This window comes from Curtobacterium sp. ZW137 (assembly GCF_003762905.1).
Classification (GTDB): Bacteria; Actinomycetota; Actinomycetes; order Actinomycetales; family Microbacteriaceae; genus Curtobacterium.
Genome location: NZ_RJKS01000002.1, coordinates 273,454 through 291,169 on the forward strand (window position 1 = coordinate 273,454; position 17,716 = coordinate 291,169).

Here is a 17,716-nt window from a genome sequence, read left to right on the forward strand (position 1 = left end):
CCAGGGTACGGGACGCGCCTCGGTCGGCTACCGCGGGGTGACGATGTAGGTCGCGGTCGCGCCGGCGTCGGACTTCGAGAACGTGAGCACCACGCGGTGGTCCTCGCTCCGGAAGATCCCGAACGCGCTCGAGGAGTCCGCACGCTTCGCCGACTCGGTGAACCCGGCGTCCGTGAGCTGCTGTGCCGCGGTCGCGAAGTCGTCCACCGATGACGCCTGCACCTGCACGACCCAGCCGGAGCCGTTCGGGCCGGAGCCGCCACCCAGGACCGTGCCGTCCACGAGCGGGACGGCCGACGTCGGGAAGCCGTCGGGCACCTTGCCGTCGGAGGTCACGTTCGTGCCCTTGAGGGCGGTGTCCAGCGCACCGTCGATGCCACCGGCGATGCTCGACATGCCCTCGCTGATCGCCGATCCGTCGATGCCCTTGACGCTCTCGCTGACGTCCGAGGCCACCGAGGACCCGAGGTCCGTGGCCTGCTTGACGGCGTCCGAGGAGCAGCCGGTGAGACCGGCCAGGGCGATGCCCGCTGCCACGGCGGCGATGAGCGGGGAACGGAGGGCGTTGCGCATGCGGGCACCGTAACGGACCAGCCGGGAGGCTCGGCGCGAGTTCCCTGGGAGTCTCACCTGCCCGCCGGGCCCGGCCAGGGCCTCCAGGCCGTCATGCGCGTCAGCGCACGTCCGTCAGCGCACGCCGGTCAGCGCAGGTACGCGCGCACCGCCGCGACGAGCGCGTCGACGCCGACCGGGATCGACGTCTCCGCCTGCGGCGCGTAGAAGGGCGAGTGGTTGCTCGGGATCTCCTCGCCCCGGCGGAACAGCTCCGGGTCGGTGATGCCGGTGAACCAGTAGACGATCGGCACACCGGCGGCGGTGGCGAGCTGCCCGACGTCCTCGGACGCCATCGCGAGCCCCGACTCGAGGTCGACGGCCTTCGGCACCGCGGCGGCGATCGCCTCGAGGACGCGCGCGGCGTGCTCGGGGTCGTTCACCAGGACGTCGGCACCGGGCCAGCGCTCGATCGTGGGTTCCGGGAGTCCGCCCGCGTCGCTCTCAGCACGGACGATGCGCTCGATGGAGGCGATGATCCGGTTCCGGGTCTCCTCGTTGCGGGCCCGGGTGGAGATCTCGATGACGGCCTTGTCCGGGATGATGTTCGCCCGGGTGCCCGCGTGGAAGCTGCCGATGGTGACGACGCCCGCGTCGCTCGGGGACACCTCTCTCGAGACGATCGTCTGCAGCCGGACGACCGCGGACGCCGCGGTGACGACCGGGTCGAGCGAGGCCTGCGGCGCCGAACCGTGCGCGCCCCGGCCGTTGAACGTGATCGTGAACCGGTCGCTCGACGCCATCACGGGGCCGGAGCCGACCGCGACCATGCCGACCGGGGCCGGGGCGGAGTGCTGTCCGAGGACGATCTCGGGCTTCGGGAACCGGTCGACCAGGCCGTCCTCGACCATCGCGCGTGCGCCGGAGATCACCTCTTCCGCGGGCTGGAAGACGGCGACGACGGTGCCGGACCACGCGTCGCGGGTGGCGAGGAGGCGCTCGAGGGTGCCGAGCAACCACGTGACGTGGATGTCGTGTCCGCACGCGTGCATCGTCGGGACGTCCGTGCCGGTCTCGTCGGTGCCGCGGTGCTCGCTGGCGTAGGGCAGGCCGGTCCGTTCCTCCACCGGGAGGCCGTCCATGTCCGCGCGGAGCCAGATCACCGGGCCGTCGCCGTTCGTCAGCACCCCGACGACACCGGTGCCGCCGACGCCTTCGGTCACGTCGATGCCGCCCAGTTCGTGCAGCTTCGCGGTGATGACACCAGCGGTGCGGTGCTCCTGGAACCCGAGTTCCGGGTGGGCGTGGAGGTCCTGGTACAGCGAGAGGAGGTCGAGGGTCACACACACCACGGTAGCGCCGCCTGTTCACATGTGCGCCATGCGCGTGCAGCACACGGCGACTAGAACTGGATGCATGACATTTCACACAACGGTTTCCAGAGTCCTCCTCGTGCTCGGTTCGACCGCCCTCATCGCGGTCCCCGCGGAGCAGGCGGCCGCCGCACCTCCCGCACACTCGTCGCCGACACGCTCGGCGCAGGACATGCCGTCGGTCACCAGGACCGTTTCCTGCTCGGCGGGCGGGATGACGGGCGAAGCAGTCCTCAGCCTGGCGAGCGACGGGACGCGATGGCGCACGACGGTCGAGCGGTACAAGATCTCCGCGAACGGGCGGAGCAAGGGCAACGTCAACCCCTACGTCTGGGGTCAGAACTTCGTCGGCCAGGTGACCCTCGACGAGCGCGTCTCGTCCAGGGACGCCATGGTCCAGGACGGGCAGTGGCACGATCTCGGCCTGCAGCTGAACCGATCGAGCCTGCCCTGGGCGGCGATGTCCCAGGCGTCGAGCACCGGGGTCGAGTTCGTGTTCGACAAGTCCGGCTCGGATCCTCGCTGCTCGGCGGGGATCTCGTCGAGCAACCCACGACGGACCGTCCAGCACCTCGCAACCACCCCTGGCCGGATCGACAAGCTCCACCCGCTGGCTTCGTGCTACGTCCTCAGCGACGGGGTCACGTGCAGCATCGCGGAGTCCAGGACAGCGACGAGCTCGGTCAACCTGACCGGCGCGGTCACGCCGACGGGAGAGTCGCTCAAGTGGATCACGGGCAACATCAACGCTTCGTGGACGGCCTCGCGGACCGTCGACGTCCGGTGCACGTCACCGGTCATGCGCAAGGGCGAACTCTTCGTCGCGTACCCGACGGGTGTCGACACACAGTTCCGGGTTCAGGTCGACGCGTTCGGCGTGCACATCGACGGGCCCGGCACGGCGTTCGAGGTCGCGAACGGCATCGCCTGCGAGGTCTCCTGAACGCGAAGGACGAACCGCGAACGGCCCGGCCACCTCGACGAGGTGACCGGGCCGTTCGACGAACGCGGGAACTGACCCGTTACGCGTCCTGGCGCTTCAGGCGAGCGTAGGAGCGCTGGCGGGCCTGCGCGTCGAGCTCGACCTTGCGGATGCGGACGGCGGCGGGGGTGACCTCGACGCACTCGTCCTCACGCGCGAACTCCAGGCACTCCTCGAGGGAGAGCTGGCGCGACGGCGTCATCGACTCGAAGGAGTCGGCGTTCGCCGAACGCATGTTCGTGAGCTTCTTCTCCTTGGTGATGTTCACGTCCATGTCGTCGGCGCGCGAGTTCTCGCCGATGACCATGCCCTCGTAGACCTCTTCGGTGGGGTTGACGAAGAACGTCATCCGCTCCTGGAGGTTCGTGATGGCGAACGGCGTGACCACACCGGAACGGTCGGAGACGATCGAGCCGTTGATGCGGGTCTGGATCGGGCCGGCCCACTCGTCGTAGCCGTGCGAGATCGCGTTGGCGATGCCGGTGCCGCGGGTCTCGGTGAGGAACGACGTGCGGAAGCCGATCAGGCCGCGCGACGGGACGATGAACTCCATGCGCACCCAGCCGGTGCCGTGGTTCGTCATGTTCTCCATGCGGCCCTTGCGGGCGGCCATGAGCTGCGTGATCGCGCCGAGGTACTCCTCCGGCGTGTCGATCGTCATGTGCTCGTAGGGCTCCTGGAGCTTGCCGTTCTCGTCACGCTTGGTGACGACCTGCGGCTTGCCCACGGTGAGCTCGAAGCCCTCGCGACGCATCTGCTCGACCAGGATGGCGAGCGCGAGCTCACCACGGCCCTGGACTTCCCACGCGTCGGGGCGCCCGATGTCGAGGACCTTGAGCGAGACGTTGCCGACGAGCTCGCGGTCGAGGCGCTCCTTGACCATGCGCGCGGTCAGCTTGTGGCCCTTAACCTTGCCGACGAGCGGCGACGTGTTCGTTCCGATCGTCATCGAGATCGCCGGGTCGTCGACCGTGATGGTCGGCAGCGGACGGACGTCCTCCGGGTCGGTGAGGGTCTCACCGATGGTGATCGTGTCGAAGCCGGCGACGGCGACGATGTCACCGGGGCCCGCGGACTCGGCCGGGTAGCGGTCGAGCGCCTTGGTGATGAGGAGCTCGGTGATGCGGGCGTTGACGACGGTGCCGTCGTGCTTGACCCACGCGACCGTCTGGCCCTTCTTCATGGTGCCGTGGAAGATGCGCAGGAGCGCGAGGCGACCGAGGAACGGCGAGGCGTCGAGGTTCGTGACGTGCGCCTGCAGCGGGTGCTCGTCGTCGTACTTCGGGGCCGGGACGTGCTGGAGGATCGCTTCGAAGAGCGGCTCGAGGTCGTCGTTGTCGGGCAGCTCGCCGTCGTTCGGCTTGTTGCGCGACGCGGCGCCGTTGCGGCCGGAGGCGTAGACCACCGGGACGTCGAGGATCGCGTCGAGGTCGAGGTCGTCGACCTCGTCGGAGAGGTCGGACGCGAGGCCGAGGAGGAGGTCCTGCGACTCGGAGACGACCTCGTCGATGCGGGAGTCCGGGCGGTCCGTCTTGTTGACGAGCAGGATCACCGGGAGCTTGGCGGCGAGCGCCTTGCGGAGCACGAAGCGGGTCTGGGGCAGCGGGCCTTCCGACGCGTCGACGAGCAGCACGACACCGTCGACCATGGAGAGGCCGCGCTCGACCTCACCGCCGAAGTCGGCGTGGCCGGGGGTGTCGATCACGTTGATGGTGATGGGGCCGTCCGAGCCGAACTCGGTCGCGTGCTTGCCGTTGTAGAGCACCGACGTGTTCTTCGCGAGGATGGTGATGCCCTTCTCGCGCTCGAGGTCGTTCGAGTCCATCATGCGGTCTTCGCCCTCGAAGTGGGCGTCGAACGAGTTGGTCTGCGTGAGCATCGCGTCGACGAGCGTGGTCTTGCCGTGGTCGACGTGTGCCACGATGGCGACGTTGCGCAGGTCGGACCGGGTGGCGAGCGCCATACAGGACATCCTTCAAATTCTGGGAGAGTGTCGGGCCAGTGTTTTTGACGGCACCGCACCCGTGGGCAGAACGCCCGACACACCAGTCTACCGGTAGTTCGCAACCGACAGGAGTACAGCGCATGAGCCGACGGCGAACGTGGGTCGAGATCACGATCGTGCTCATGCTCTCGCTCGGCGGCAGCGCGCTCTACTCGGTGCTGCAGATCATCGACGACCTGTCGCAGACCACCCCGCTCGGCCAGCAGTCCACCGCGCTCAACTCCTCGACCACGACCGTGCAGTACGTGGACCTCGCCCGGCAGCTCGTCGGCATCGCGGTGGACCTGGCCCCGGTCGCACTGGTCTGCTACCTCCTCTGGTCGACCACCCGCCCGCACCTGGCCCGGCTCGGCATCGACCGGTTCCGCGTGAAGCCGGACCTCGGCGGTCCGGTGCTCATCGCGCTGTGCATCGGGATCCCCGGGCTCGCGCTCTACTTCACGGGCCGCGCACTCGGGTTCACCGTGAACGTGAACCCGGCGGCGCTCGACTCCTACTGGTGGACGATCCCGGTGCTGCTGCTCTCGGCGATCCGGTCCGGGCTGCAGGAGGAGGTGATCGTCGTCGGCTACCTGTACGCCCGCCTCGGCGAGATCGGGTGGGGCCGGTGGCAGATCATCCTCTCCACCGCGGTGCTCCGCGGCAGCTACCACCTCTACCAGGGCTTCGGCGCGTTCGTCGGCAACGCCGTGATGGGCATCGCGTTCGGCTGGATCTACACGAAGTGGGGACGGCTGATGCCCCTGATCGTCACGCACTGCCTGCTCGACGCCGCGGTGTTCGTGGGCTACCCGTGGCTCGCCCACGCGTTCCCGCAGCTGTTCTCCTGATTCCCACAGCCACCACACAGCGCGGCGAGGGTCGGCTCCCCTCCCCCGGCCCTACCGTGAGCACATGAGCATCCCCGCGGTCGGCGATCCGGCACCGAGGTTCACCCTGCCGGGCATGATCGTCCGCGACGGGGTGCGGACCGACGGCGAGTACGCGATCGACTCCGAGATCGGCCGGACGGTCGTGCTCGCCTTCTACCCGGGGGACGCCACCCCCGTCTGCACCGCCCAGCTCTGCAGCTACCAGGAGGAGCTCGACGAGTTCGGGGACCTCGGCGCCGTGGTGTGGGGCATCAGCCCGCAGGCGCTCGACTCGCACGAGGCCTTCGCCCGCGGTTCTTCACTCACCTTCCCGCTGCTCAGCGACACCGCCGGCTCCGTCATCCGCGACTACGGCGTGAACGCCCCGGGCATCGGCCTCCGCCGGTCCGTGTTCGTGATCGGTCCCGACGGGATCGTCCGCTGGCGGCACGTCGGACTGGTCGGATTGCGCTTCCCCAAGGCCGAGGTCATCCGCGAACAGATCGAACTGCTCGTCGGATAGGTACATACGCATATTTCTTGTTCGTCCACGGCGTGTCGATTCTCGTTTTTTCTTCCCGTGGGGTATTGACTCTCGAAGCGGAGTCCTGGACGCTTTGTGTACGAGAGATCCTGATGGATCGGCCTCCCCGGGAAATCGGGTCGTCAGCTGGTACGCGCAAGGCGTTTCACGTCCGCTCAGCCGACGTTCCCGGGGAGGCACTCTCGCATCTCTCGCTCTCCTACGATTGAGCGCATGAGCGACTCCCCCACGCCCGAGCCCGCACGGATCGTCGCTCCCGGCATGCGGACGCTCGCGGTCGTGCTCTGGGTCGTCGCGGTCGTGCTGGTCGTGCTCGGGTTCGTGGGCCGCGGGGACACGTCCGCGTGGCTCGTCCCGGTCCCGAGCGTCTTCGTCGCGTTCGTCGCGTGGGCCGTGCTCTGGCGTCCGCGGCTCGAGCTCACCGCGGATGCGCTCGTGGTCGTCGACGTCCGCCGCACCTCCACCTACGCCTGGCCGCGGGTCACCGGGGTGCGGACGAAGTACGGCCTGGAGATCCAGTCGAACGAGCCCGACCGGCGCACGTGGATCGCGCCGCGTCCCACGGCACGCCTGCGCGTCGACCGGCCGGGAGGCTCGGTGCCGGTCAGCGTCGACGCCGCGGCCGCCGAGGTGCTCGCGTTCGTCCCCGAGGCCGCCCCGCAGGACGGCCCACCCCCGGCGTCCGTGGCCCGGCAGCCGATCACGCACCGGCTGCACGGGTGGTCCGTCCTCGCGATGATCGTCCTCGGCATCGCCGCGTCGCTCTCCGCCGCCCGTCTCTGACCCGCCCGAGGCGACCCCGCACCGGTCCGGAGGCTCGTGGCGGCGCCGCCACGAGCCTCCCGTCCGCTGCTCACGCACGTTCCCACCCATCTCGCGCGCGTTGGAAAGGCGAATCGCGCGTACCGGGTCGAAAGAACCGACCCCCTACGCGCGATTCGACTCCCTACGCGCGATTCGACCCGCTGCACGGGACGGGGGCGGAGCAGGGAACACGGACGACGAGGGGCGCGTCACCGTGGTGACGCGCCCCTCGCTGGTGGTGCTGGTTACTTCTTGTAGCCCACGTCCTGCCACTTGACCGAGTACTGCTGGAACTGTGCCGGACCGTAGTTCACGAGGTCCTTCCGCACACCCCAGGCGTAGGGCTCGGCGAACAGCGGGATGGTGCCGGCGACCTTGACGATCTTCTTGTCGATCGCGTTCGCGTCGGCGATGCGCTTCGTGGCGTCGAGCTCGGCGTTCGCCTTGTCCCACGCGGCACCGAGCGACGAGTCCGTCACGCCGGAGTAGTTCTGACCGGCGTCGGCCGGGTAGTAGATCGACTTCAGCGAGGACACCGGGAACGGCGTGCCCTGCCAGGCGAAGTACGTGGCGTCGAAGTCGCGGCCGTCCGTGGTGATGTACTTCGTGAAGAAGTCATCGGTCGGGACGGTGTCGATCGTCACCTTGAAGCCGGCGGCCTTCGTCTGCTGCTGCACGAGCTGCGCGATGTTGGCCGAGTTCGGGTTGTCCGAGGGGATCACGAACCGGACCTCGAGCGTCTTGCCGCCCTTGGTCGCGTAGCCGTCGGAGCCGATCTTGTACCCGGCGTCCTCGAGCTTCGACTTCGCCTTGGCGGTGCTGTAGCCGTACACGCTGGTCGCGTGGTCGGTGTAGCCCTTCTGGCCGGGCAGGTAGGTGAGGCTGTTCAGCACGCCACCCGGGCTCTTCACCGGCGAGAGGATCGCCTGCGAGAGGACCTTGCGGTTGATCGCCTGCGCGAACGCCTGACGGACGTCCTGGTCCTTGAACACGTCGGCGGTGCCGTTCAGCGTGATCTGGCGCTGCGTGGTGCCGAGCGAGCGCTCGATCTTCGAGTCCGAGCGGGAGTTCGCGGTCTTGTAGTTGTCCGCGCTGCCGTTCAGGTTGAAGGCGTCGAGCTCCTTGTTGGCGTACGCCTGGGCGACGCCGTCACGGGAGACCGTCTTGAAGATGATCGTGTCGAGCTTCGGCGCGTCACCCCACCACTTCGGGTTCTTCGCGAAGGTCACGACGCCGCCGTTGGCGTCGAAGGACTTGACGATGTACGGACCACCGGAGACGTAGGTCTTGCCGTCGGCCGCGTACGGGCCCTTGGCCCACGCCTTGTTGAAGTGGTCGGGGGTGTCGACCGCCCAGGAGGGGTAGATCGAGGAGAACACCGACGGCCAGTCCGCGTTCACCTTCGAGAAGGTGATGAGGACGTCCTGCGCGCTGGAGCCCTGCTTCACCGAGTCGACGTCTTCCCAGACGTTGGTGGCGAGCGGCGCGAAGGCCGGGTCGGTGCCGTTGAGCGCCTTCCAGTTCGCCGCGACGTCCTTCTCGGTGATCGGGGTGCCGTCGGACCAGACCGCCTTGGGGTTGATCTTGATCTCGACCGTCTGGGGCGAGTCCTTCGTCAGCTTGATCGAGTCGACGTAGTCCTTGTTCGCCTCCCACTCACCGTTCTCCTTGAACTGGATGAAGCTCGGGAGGTAGGTGCCGGCGATCGTCTGGTCGTCGACGGTGCCGGAGTCCAGGTTGCTGATCTGCCAGTTGGCGGGCGCCGAGTCGATCGGCAGCGTGAGCGAGCCGCCGTCCTTGACCGAGGCGCGATCGGCGGTGCTCCACCCGGTCGACTTCAGTGACGACGACGCGACCGCCGAGCTGTCGTCACCAGCCGTCCCGCCGCCGGAGCAGCCCGCGAGCACGATGGCCGAAGCCGCCGCGACGGCGAACACGGCTGTTGCTTTGATCCTCATTCGCATGGCGAGGATTCCCTTTCGTTGTTTCGCGCGGATCGCGCTGAACACGGCGACCCCCGTCGCCGTGGCTGTTGGGAGTTGACCCTAGCCACACCTTGGCCGTTGCCGTGAATGGTCGTACGGAATCGAAACAAGTCCGTAACAGTCGTTGTCTAGCGTTGCGGCCGTCGTCCTGAGCATGACTCCGGGGCGGCTACGCTGTCCCCACCGACAGCGCCGTCCGGCCGGACGGTCAATCGACCCCTGGGAACCGCCAATGCTCGCATTCATCGCGAAACGGATCGTCAACTACGTGATCCTGACGATCGTCGCGACGACGCTGGGATACATCCTGGCCAGCACGACGCTCAATCCGGCAGCTCGCTTCTACGGACGGAACCCCCCGGTCCCGCAGAACACGATCGACGCGTCGCTCGCGAAGATCGGCGCCGACCCCGGGGTGCCCGTCCTGGTGCGGACCTGGAACTGGTGGGTGGACCTCGTCACCCACGGGTCGCTCGGGATCAGCACGCGGAACACCGAGGTGACGGCGGACATCATCGCCCGCTCCGGCACGAGCCTCCGGCTGCTCATCATCGGCGCGCTGCTCGGCGCGATCCTCGGTGTCCTGCTCGGCGTGTGGAACGCGGTGCGGCAGTACAAGACCTCCGACCAGGTGTCCACGTACCTCTCGTTCGCGGTCCTCGCGACGCCGGTGTTCGTCATCGCGGTCGTGCTGATGATCCTCGCGACCGGGCTGAACAGCGCCGTCGGGTCGCAGGTGATCCGCTTCACGGGCGAGTACACGCCCGGCTACGGAGGCGGCTTCTTCGCCAACCTCGGCGACCGGCTCGTCCACCTGCTGCTCCCGACGATCTCGCTCACCATCGGTGCGATCGCCAGCTACTCGCGGTACCAGCGGTCCGCGATGCTCGACGTCCTGTCGAACGACTTCATCCGCACCGCCCGCTCGAAGGGCCGCACCCGCGGCTCCGCGATCATGCGGCACGGTGTCCGGGTCGCGCTCATCCCGATGTCCACGTTCTTCGCGTACTCGTTCGGTCTGATCCTGACCGGCGCGAGCGTCACCGAGCTCGTGTTCAGCTGGCACGGGATGGGCGAGTACTTCGTCACCAGCATCACCAACAACGACATCAACGCAGCGGCCGGGACGATCCTGTTCACGGCGATCCTGGTGCTCATCGCCGGGACGCTCGCCGATCTCCTGTACGCGGCGCTCGACCCGCGAGTGAGGGTGTGACCCGTGTCGCTTCTCGACCCCACCACCACGACCACCGCCGGTGACCCGGGCGACGGCAACGCCGGGGTGCCCGCGCACGTCGTCGACGCCACCAGCCGACGGACGCCGTTCTGGCGGAAGGTGCTCAGCACCTGGCGCGCCCGGATCGGTGCGACGGCGCTGCTGCTCATCATCCTGTGGGCCTTCGTCGGCCCGCTGCTCTACCACTGGAACTCGGTGGACTCCGACGGGCTCGCGTTCGGCATGGGCCCGAGCGCGTCGCACTGGTTCGGCACGAACGACATCGGCCAGGACATCTACGCGCAGACCCTCGTCGGCCTGCAGAAGTCGCTGCTGATCGGCCTCATCGCCGGCCCCGGTTCGACGCTGATCGCCGGCATCGTCGGTGCGATCGCGGGGTACTTCGGCGGGTTCGCCGACCGGGCGATCGTCTGGGCGATCGACCTGCTGCTCGTGATCCCGTCGTTCTACGCGCTCGTGCTCCTCAGCCCGGTGTTCAAGAACCTCACCTGGGTGGCGCTCATCGTCGGCCTGGCGATCTTCAACTGGATGATCATGGCCCGCGTGATCCGCGGGCAGACGATGTCGCTGCGGGAGCGCGACTACGTCAAGGCAGCTCGGTTCATGGGCGTCCCGTCGTCCACGATCATCCGCCGGCACATCCTGCCGAACGTCGCCTCGCTGCTGATCATCGACGCCACGCTCGGCGTCGGCGCGATGATCCTGGCGGAGAGCACGCTGAGCTTCTTCGGCTTCGGCATCCAGGTGCCGGACGTCTCGCTCGGCACGCTGCTCGCCGCCGGCAGCCAGTCGGCGGTGACCCGGCCGTGGCTGTTCGTCCTCCCCGCCGCGACCCTCGTCGCCACCGTCCTGTCCACGAGCCTGCTCGGCGACGCCCTGCGCGACGCCATCGACCCCACCTCCGGAGCCAACCGTGACTGACCCCCTGCTCTCCGTCTCGGACCTCTCCGTCACGTTCAACGCGAACTCGCGCCCCGTGTACGCCGTCCGCGGCGTCGACTACGAGGTCCGTCAGGGCGAGTTCCTCGGCATCGTCGGCGAGTCGGGCTCCGGCAAGTCGGTGTCCTCGATGGCCGTGATGGGTCTGCTGCCCTCCTCGGCGCAGGTCGGGGGCAGCATCAAGTACGACGGGCAGGAGCTCGTCGGCCTGAACGACCGCGAGATGTCGAAGCTCCGCGGCCGGGACATCGCGATGGTGTTCCAGGACCCGCTGTCCGCGCTCACGCCGGTGTACACGATCGGGCAGCAGATCGTCGAGGGGCTCCGCCTGCACGACCGGTCGCTCACCGCGCACGCCGCCCGGACCCGCGCCGAGGAGCTCCTCCGCGTCGTCGGCATCCCGAACCCCGCCCGGCGGCTCGACGCGTTCCCGCACGAGTTCTCCGGCGGCATGCGGCAGCGCGCGATGATCGCCATCGCGATCGCGAACGACCCGAAGCTCATCATCGCGGACGAGCCGACCACCGCGCTCGACGTGACGATCCAGGCGCAGATCCTCGACGTGCTGCAGACCGCGAAGGACATGACCGGCGCCGCCGTGGTGCTGATCACCCACGACCTCGGGGTCGTCGCGGGCAACGCCGACCGGGTCGCCGTGATGTACGCCGGCCGGATCGTCGAGACGGCGCCCGTGCAGACCCTGTTCCGCGAACCGGTGATGCCGTACACGATCGGCCTGCTCCGGTCGATGCCGAACATGTCGGCGCCCCGCACGGAGCGGCTCGTGCCGCTCGAGGGCCGCCCGCCGCTCCTCACGCAGCAGCCGACGGGGTGTCCGTTCGCCGACCGCTGCCCGGCCGCGATCGACGCCTGCCGTGACGGCGAACCGGCACTCCTGGCGCCGAGCATCACGAACGCCGGCGCCGGTACCGTCGGGGAGACCGTCCCCGGCTCCGTCGCCGACCTGGCCACCGGCGCGACGGTCGCCGCCCCCGCCGTACTGCCCGACCACACCGCCGCGTGCATCCGCCGCGACGAGATCGCCGCGGGCACCCTCGAGCGCTCCGAGATCTTCCCCCGCCCGGACGACATCGAAGAGGCCGCGACGGACCACGGCGACGACGTGGTCCTGCGACTCGACGACGTCGTGAAGACCTTCCCGCTCACCAAGGGCGCGGTCTTCCGTCGGCGGATCGGCGAGGTCCACGCGGTGGACGGCATCTCGCTCGAGCTCAAGCGCGGCAAGGTCCTCGGCCTGGTCGGCGAGTCCGGCTGCGGCAAGACGACGACGATCATGGAGATCCTCGAGCTCGCGGGCGCCCAGCAGGGCTCCATCACCGTGAACGGCGTCGACACCGCCACGCTGAGCAAGCGCGACCGTCTCGCGCTGCGGAGCGACATCCAGGTCGTCTTCCAGGACCCGATGGCGTCGCTCGACCCCCGGCTCGACATCGGCTCGGTGATCGGGGAACCGCTCACCGTGCAGGGTGTCCCGAAGGCCGAGATCCGCCAGCGTGTGCAGGACTCCCTGGCGCTGGTGGGCCTCGAGCCCAGCTACATCGACCGGTTCCCGCACGAGTTCTCCGGCGGCCAGCGGCAGCGCATCGGCATCGCCCGGGCGCTCATCGTCGAGCCGAAGATCCTGGTGCTCGACGAACCCGTCTCCGCGCTCGACGTCTCGGTGCAGGCCGGTGTCATCAACCTCCTCGAGGACCTGAAGCACCGCCTGGGCCTGTCGTACCTGTTCGTGGCGCACGACCTGTCGGTCGTCCGGCACATCGCCGACGACGTCGCGGTGATGTACCTCGGTCGCATCGTCGAGTACGGCGAGGGCGACCTGGTCTTCGACGACCCGCAGCACCCCTACACGCGGGCGCTGCTGTCCGCGGTGCCCGTCCCGGACCCCGACGCCGAGGCCGCACGCGGCCGGATCCTGCTCGAGGGCGACCTGCCGTCGCCGACCGAGCGGGTCGACGGGTGCCGGTTCCGCACCCGGTGCCCGCTCTACCAGCTCCTCGACGAGACCCGGCAGGAGCAGTGCCGCAGCATCGACCCGGCCCTGCAGGCCGTGCACGGCCGTGGCGTGGCGTGCATCCAGACCGACCAGAACGACCTGCTCACGCAGCGCGCGGTGGCGGCCGTGTAGCGGCGGTCACGTCTCCACCTGACAGACGGGAGGCTCCGCACCGGACCGGTACGGAGCCTCCCGTCCGTCAGCTGCTGACGTGACGTGCCCCGGTCAGGCGACCAGGGCGAGGACCAGCAGGAGCACCGCGACCACGCCGGAGACGACGGCCGTACGGTCCCAGGCCCGGACCACTTCGCCGTCGGCCGCGCCACGGTCGCGTGCGAGCGCCCAGGCGTCGAGGACGACCGAGAGCTCGGCGGAGGTCGGCATCACGGGCCGCTCGCCGCGCCGGGCGGGCTTCGGCCGGGGCAGGGTCGGACCGCCCCAGCAGGTCAGCTTCCGCGGCTCGGTGGTCTCGACGACGATCTGGTACCGCAGCCGGACGTCCGCGACCGCGCCCCACGGCACCACCGTCACCCGGAGCGGGTTGACCACCGTCAGGCGGTCGGCGGTGACCCGGACGGACGGCTGGACCATGAGCACCCAGACGCCCCAGACGATGACAGCGATCGGTCCGACGGCGTGCAGGACCACGTCCCAGCTGCCCCGGACCGCCGCGTCGACGAGCAGGGCGAGCCCCAGGAACGCGACGAGGCCGGACGACACCAGTCCCCCGCGGCCACCGCGGAGGACGATCGGTCGTCCGGCCTCGTCGTTCGTCAGGTCGATCAGCGCCCGAACTCGAAGGACGCACCCGGGATCGCCGCGAGGAGGTCCCTGGTGTACTGCTCGCGCGGGTTGGCGAAGACCTCGTCGGTCGTCGCCTTCTCCACGATCTGGCCCTTGCGCATCACGCACACGTTGTCCGCGACGAGGCGGACGACCGCGAGGTCGTGCGTGATGAACAGGTAGGTCAGGCCGAGCTCCGACTGCAGCTCCGTGAGCAGGTCGAGGATCTGGCCCTGGACGAGCACGTCGAGGGCGGAGACCGCCTCGTCGAGCACGATGACCTCGGGCTTGAGCGCCAGCGCACGGGCGACGGCGATGCGCTGTCGCTGACCGCCGGAGAGCTCGTTCGGGTAGCGGTTCACCATCGATGCCGGCAGGGCCACCTGGTCGAGGAGCTCACGCACCCGGGCACGGCGCGAGGCCTTGTCCCCGATGCGGTGCGTGACGAGCGGCTCGGCGATGGTGTTCCCGACGTTGTACATCGGGTCCAGCGACCCGTACGGGTCCTGGAACACCGGCTGCACGCGACGGCGGAAGTCGAAGAGCTCCTTGCCCTTCAGCGCCCCGATGTCGATGCCGTCGAACTGCACGCTGCCGCTCGTGATGTCCTCGAGCTGGAGCACGAGCTTGGCGACCGTGGACTTGCCCGAGCCGGACTCGCCGACGAGCGCCATGGTGGTGCCCTTCGGGATCGAGAACGACACGTCGTCGACGGCCTTCAGCTCACGGCTCGCGAGGTTCTTGCCGCGCAGCTTGTAGACCTTCTCGAGGTTCTTCACCACGATGAGGTCCTTCGCCGGCTGGTGCTCGCGCTCCTGGGCGCGGGCGATCAGCTCGGCGTCGTCGCTGCCGGCGTCGGCGATGTCGACGTGCGCGTGCTGCACCTTGGACTGGATGCGACGGCTCGCCAGCGACGGCGCCGCAGCGACCAGGCGCTGCGTGTACGGGTGCTGCGGGTTGCCGAGGATCTCCTTCGATGGACCCGCCTCGACGACCTGGCCCTTGTACATCACGACGAGCTTCTCGGCGCGCTCGGCGGCGAGGCCGAGGTCGTGCGTGATGAAGAGCACGCTCGTGCCGAAGTCACGAGTCAGCGTCTCGAGGTGGTCGAGGATGACGCGCTGCACGGTGACGTCCAGGGCGCTGGTCGGCTCGTCCGCGATGAGCAGCTGCGGGCGGCTCGACAGGCCGATGCCGATGAGCACGCGCTGGCGCATGCCGCCGGAGAACTCGTGCGGGTACTGCTTGAGGCGGTTCGCGGCGTCGCCGAGGCCCGCTTCCTTCAGGACCTCGATCGCACGCTCGCGGACGGCCTTCTTGCCGACGGCCATGCCGTTCGCACGGATCGCCTCCTCGACCTGGAACCCGATGGTCCACAGCGGGTTGAGGTTCGACATCGGGTCCTGCGGGACGTAGCCGATCTCCTTGCCGCGGATCTCGGACATCTCCTTGTCGGAGAGACCGACGAGCTCGCGACCGTTGAACTTGATCGACCCGCCGGTCACCTGGCCGGCGCCGGGCAGGAGCTTGATGATCGCCTGGGCGCTCGTCGACTTGCCGGAGCCGGACTCGCCCACGATCGCGAGGCGTTCGCCCTGCTCGAGGGTGAAGTCGACGCCACGGACGGCCTGCACGAAGCCGCTCTGGGTCTTGAAGCCGATCTGGAGCCCGGAGATCTCGAGGAGCGGGGCACCGCTGTTGCCGGCGCGACGGGCCGTCGTCTCGGTCAGAGTCTCGCTCATCGGCGGGCCCTCGCCTTCGGGTCGAGTGCGTCGCGGACCACGTCACCGAGGAGGAGGAACGCGAGCACGGTGATGGACAGGGCGGCGGACGGCCAGAAGATCGTCGCCGGGTTGGTCCGGATGGAGGACTGCGCGGCGCCGATGTCGAGGCCCCAGCTCAGTGCCGACGGTGGCAGACCGATGCCGAGGAAGGACAGCGTGGCCTCCGCGACGATGAACGTGCCGAGGGACACCGTCGCGACGACGATGACCGGTGCGAGCGAGTTCGGGATGACGTGGCGCACGAGCGTCTTGACCCGGCTGACCCCGAGCGCCGCCGAGGCGGTGACGTAGTCGGCCTGCTTCGCACTGAGCACCGCACCGCGCATGATGCGGGCGATCTGCGGCCAGGCGAAGGCCGCGAGCACCAGCGACACCGTGAGGGCGTTGCGGGCCGGGATCACGGACATGATCACGATCGCACCGAGGACGGTGGGGATCGAGAAGAAGATGTCACCGATGCGGGACACGATCGTGTCCAGCCAGCCGCCGAAGAAGCCGGCCAGGGCGCCGATCACGATGCCGACGACCGAGACCAGGACGGTCGCGACGATGCCGACGATCAGCGAGTTGCGGGCACCCCAGATCACGCGGGCGTACGTGTCGTAGCCCTGACGCGTGAAGCCGAGGATGTGCCCGGCGCGCGGGCCCTCGTCGCTGTTGTTGAGGTTCGACGCACGGGGGTCGATGTGCGTGAAGAGCCCGGGGAACACCGCGACGACGATGATCAGCACGATCAGGATCGACGAGACCCAGAAGGTCGGACGGGTGCGCATGGACTCCCAGGCGTCGGTCCAGAGCGACCGTGCCTTCTCGTCCTCGTTGACGTTGTCGATCGCCTGGAGCGGCGTCTCCTCGAGCGGCGCGACGTAGTGCGTCGCCGAGCGCGATTCGGTGTTACTTGGCATAGCGGATCCTCGGGTCCAGGACGGCGTACAGCAGGTCGACCAGGAGGTTGGCGAGCATGAAGATGATGACCATCACGGCGACGAAGGACACCACGGTGGGGCCCTGGCCGAGCTTGACGGCCTGGTAGACCGTGCCGCCGACGCCGTGGATGTTGAAGATGCCCTCGGTCACGATCGCGCCGACCATCAGGTTGCCGATGTCGATGCCGAGGTACGTCACCACCGGGATGAGCGAGTTCCGGAAGATGTGCACACCGATCACGCGGCGACGCGGGAGGCCCTTCGCCGTCGCGGTGCGGACGAAGTCGGCGCTCATGTTCTCCGCGATGCTCGCCCGGGTCAGGCGGACGATGTACGCGAACGACACCGATGCCAGCACGATCGCCGGGAGCACGAGCTCGGACCACGGCGCGTCACCGGAGACCGTCACGCGGAACAGCCCCAGGTTGATGCCGAAGACGTACTGCAGCACGAAGCCGACGACGAAGGTCGGGACCGAGATGAGCAGCAGCGACACGACGAGCGCGGTGGCGTCGAACCACTTGCCCTTCTTGAGGCCGGCGATGACACCGACGACGATGCCGGCGACGGCCTCGAAGACGAGCGACAGGATCGCGAGCCGGGCCGTGATCGGGAAGGCCTGCGCGAGCTGCTGGCTGACCGGGATGCCCGAGTAGGTCATCCCGAGGTCGCCGCGGAACACGCCGCCGATCCAGAGCAGGTACTGGATGATGAACGGCTTGTCGAGGTTGTACTGCGCGCGGATCTGTTCGATCACCTGCGGCGACGGCTGGTGGTCGCCGAAGAGCGCTGCGATGGGGTCCCCGGGGAGGGAGAACACCATGAAGTAGATGAGGAACGTGGCACCGAAGAACACGGGGATCAGCTGCAGGAGGCGCTTCCCGAGGTACCAGAGCATCAGATCTCCGCCTGGTTCGGAGCGAGCATGTGGATCACA

General features: G+C 68.9%; 15 protein-coding genes. 7 read left to right on the top strand and 8 right to left on the bottom strand.

What is annotated here, in order from left to right; all coding sequences use genetic code 11:
- Window positions 1-27: 27 nt before the first annotated feature.
- Both EDF55_RS06430 and EDF55_RS06435 read right to left on the bottom strand, forming a co-directional pair.
- Window positions 28-573, bottom strand: a complete 546-nt coding sequence (locus EDF55_RS06430) for a hypothetical protein (protein ID WP_123654112.1) — start codon at window positions 571-573, stop codon at window positions 28-30.
- Window positions 574-701: 128 nt separating this feature from the next.
- On the bottom strand, window positions 702-1,895 hold the full coding sequence (locus EDF55_RS06435; protein WP_123654113.1) for an amidohydrolase: 1,194 nt from the start codon (window positions 1,893-1,895) through the stop codon (window positions 702-704).
- Between the two features lie 109 nt (window positions 1,896-2,004).
- On the opposite strand from EDF55_RS06435, the gene EDF55_RS06440 reads away from it, so the two are divergent.
- Window positions 2,005-2,868 carry a hypothetical protein gene (locus EDF55_RS06440; protein WP_123654114.1) on the top strand — a complete coding sequence of 288 codons (864 nt, stop codon included), beginning with the start codon at window positions 2,005-2,007 and terminating at the stop codon, window positions 2,866-2,868.
- 79 nt (window positions 2,869-2,947) lie between these two features.
- Here the strand turns inward: EDF55_RS06440 and typA are convergent, their stop codons facing one another.
- Complete coding sequence (gene typA / locus EDF55_RS06445) at window positions 2,948-4,870, bottom strand: translational GTPase TypA (RefSeq protein WP_123654115.1); 1,923 nt, start codon at window positions 4,868-4,870, stop codon at window positions 2,948-2,950.
- Window positions 4,871-4,992: 122 nt separating this feature from the next.
- Between typA and EDF55_RS06450 the strand changes: the two genes are divergently transcribed.
- The 3 genes from EDF55_RS06450 (at window position 4,993) to EDF55_RS06460 (ending at window position 7,090) form a co-directional block, all read left to right on the top strand.
- Window positions 4,993-5,742 (top strand): CPBP family intramembrane glutamic endopeptidase, encoded by a 750-nt coding sequence (locus EDF55_RS06450; protein WP_123654116.1) that lies wholly within the window; start codon window positions 4,993-4,995, stop codon window positions 5,740-5,742.
- Window positions 5,743-5,806: 64 nt separating this feature from the next.
- Window positions 5,807-6,286 (top strand): peroxiredoxin, encoded by a 480-nt coding sequence (locus EDF55_RS06455; protein ID WP_123654117.1) that lies wholly within the window; start codon window positions 5,807-5,809, stop codon window positions 6,284-6,286.
- A gap of 234 nt (window positions 6,287-6,520) precedes the next feature.
- Entirely contained in the window at window positions 6,521-7,090 is a 570-nt protein-coding gene (locus EDF55_RS06460) for a PH domain-containing protein (protein ID WP_123654118.1), read from the top strand.
- A gap of 266 nt (window positions 7,091-7,356) precedes the next feature.
- Here EDF55_RS06460 and EDF55_RS06465 read toward each other — a convergent pair whose 3' ends face one another.
- A complete protein-coding gene (locus EDF55_RS06465) occupies window positions 7,357-9,069 on the bottom strand; it encodes an ABC transporter family substrate-binding protein (protein ID WP_185017187.1) in 1,713 nt (570 codons plus the stop codon).
- A gap of 259 nt (window positions 9,070-9,328) precedes the next feature.
- On the opposite strand from EDF55_RS06465, the gene EDF55_RS06470 reads away from it, so the two are divergent.
- From EDF55_RS06470 to EDF55_RS06480, 3 genes are read left to right on the top strand one after another with little or no spacing between them, the layout of a single operon-like run.
- Entirely contained in the window at window positions 9,329-10,312 is a 984-nt protein-coding gene (locus EDF55_RS06470; protein WP_123654120.1) for an ABC transporter permease, read from the top strand.
- A 3-nt stretch (window positions 10,313-10,315) separates the two neighbouring features.
- Complete coding sequence (locus tag EDF55_RS06475; protein ID WP_123654121.1) at window positions 10,316-11,254, top strand: ABC transporter permease; 939 nt, start codon at window positions 10,316-10,318, stop codon at window positions 11,252-11,254.
- Window positions 11,247-13,418 (top strand): ABC transporter ATP-binding protein, encoded by a 2,172-nt coding sequence (locus tag EDF55_RS06480; protein WP_123654122.1) that lies wholly within the window; start codon window positions 11,247-11,249, stop codon window positions 13,416-13,418. The genes EDF55_RS06475 and EDF55_RS06480 overlap by 8 nt, the downstream gene beginning before the upstream one ends.
- A 93-nt stretch (window positions 13,419-13,511) precedes the next feature.
- Here the strand turns inward: EDF55_RS06480 and EDF55_RS06485 are convergent, their stop codons facing one another.
- The 4 genes from EDF55_RS06485 to EDF55_RS06500 form a co-directional block, all read right to left on the bottom strand.
- Window positions 13,512-14,006 carry a PH domain-containing protein gene (locus EDF55_RS06485; protein ID WP_123654123.1) on the bottom strand — a complete coding sequence of 165 codons (495 nt, stop codon included), beginning with the start codon at window positions 14,004-14,006 and terminating at the stop codon, window positions 13,512-13,514.
- 62 nt (window positions 14,007-14,068) lie between these two features.
- Entirely contained in the window at window positions 14,069-15,811 is a 1,743-nt protein-coding gene (locus tag EDF55_RS06490) for an ABC transporter ATP-binding protein (RefSeq protein WP_123654124.1), read from the bottom strand.
- A complete protein-coding gene (locus tag EDF55_RS06495) occupies window positions 15,808-16,758 on the bottom strand; it encodes an ABC transporter permease (protein WP_123654125.1) in 951 nt (316 codons plus the stop codon). The genes EDF55_RS06490 and EDF55_RS06495 overlap by 4 nt, the downstream gene beginning before the upstream one ends.
- The gene (locus EDF55_RS06500) at window positions 16,748-17,677 is read right to left on the bottom strand and encodes an ABC transporter permease (RefSeq protein ID WP_123654126.1); all 930 of its coding nucleotides are present in this window, start codon (window positions 17,675-17,677) and stop codon (window positions 16,748-16,750) included. Before EDF55_RS06500 ends, EDF55_RS06495 begins: the two co-directional genes overlap by 11 nt.
- Between the last annotated feature and the right edge of the window lie 39 nt (window positions 17,678-17,716).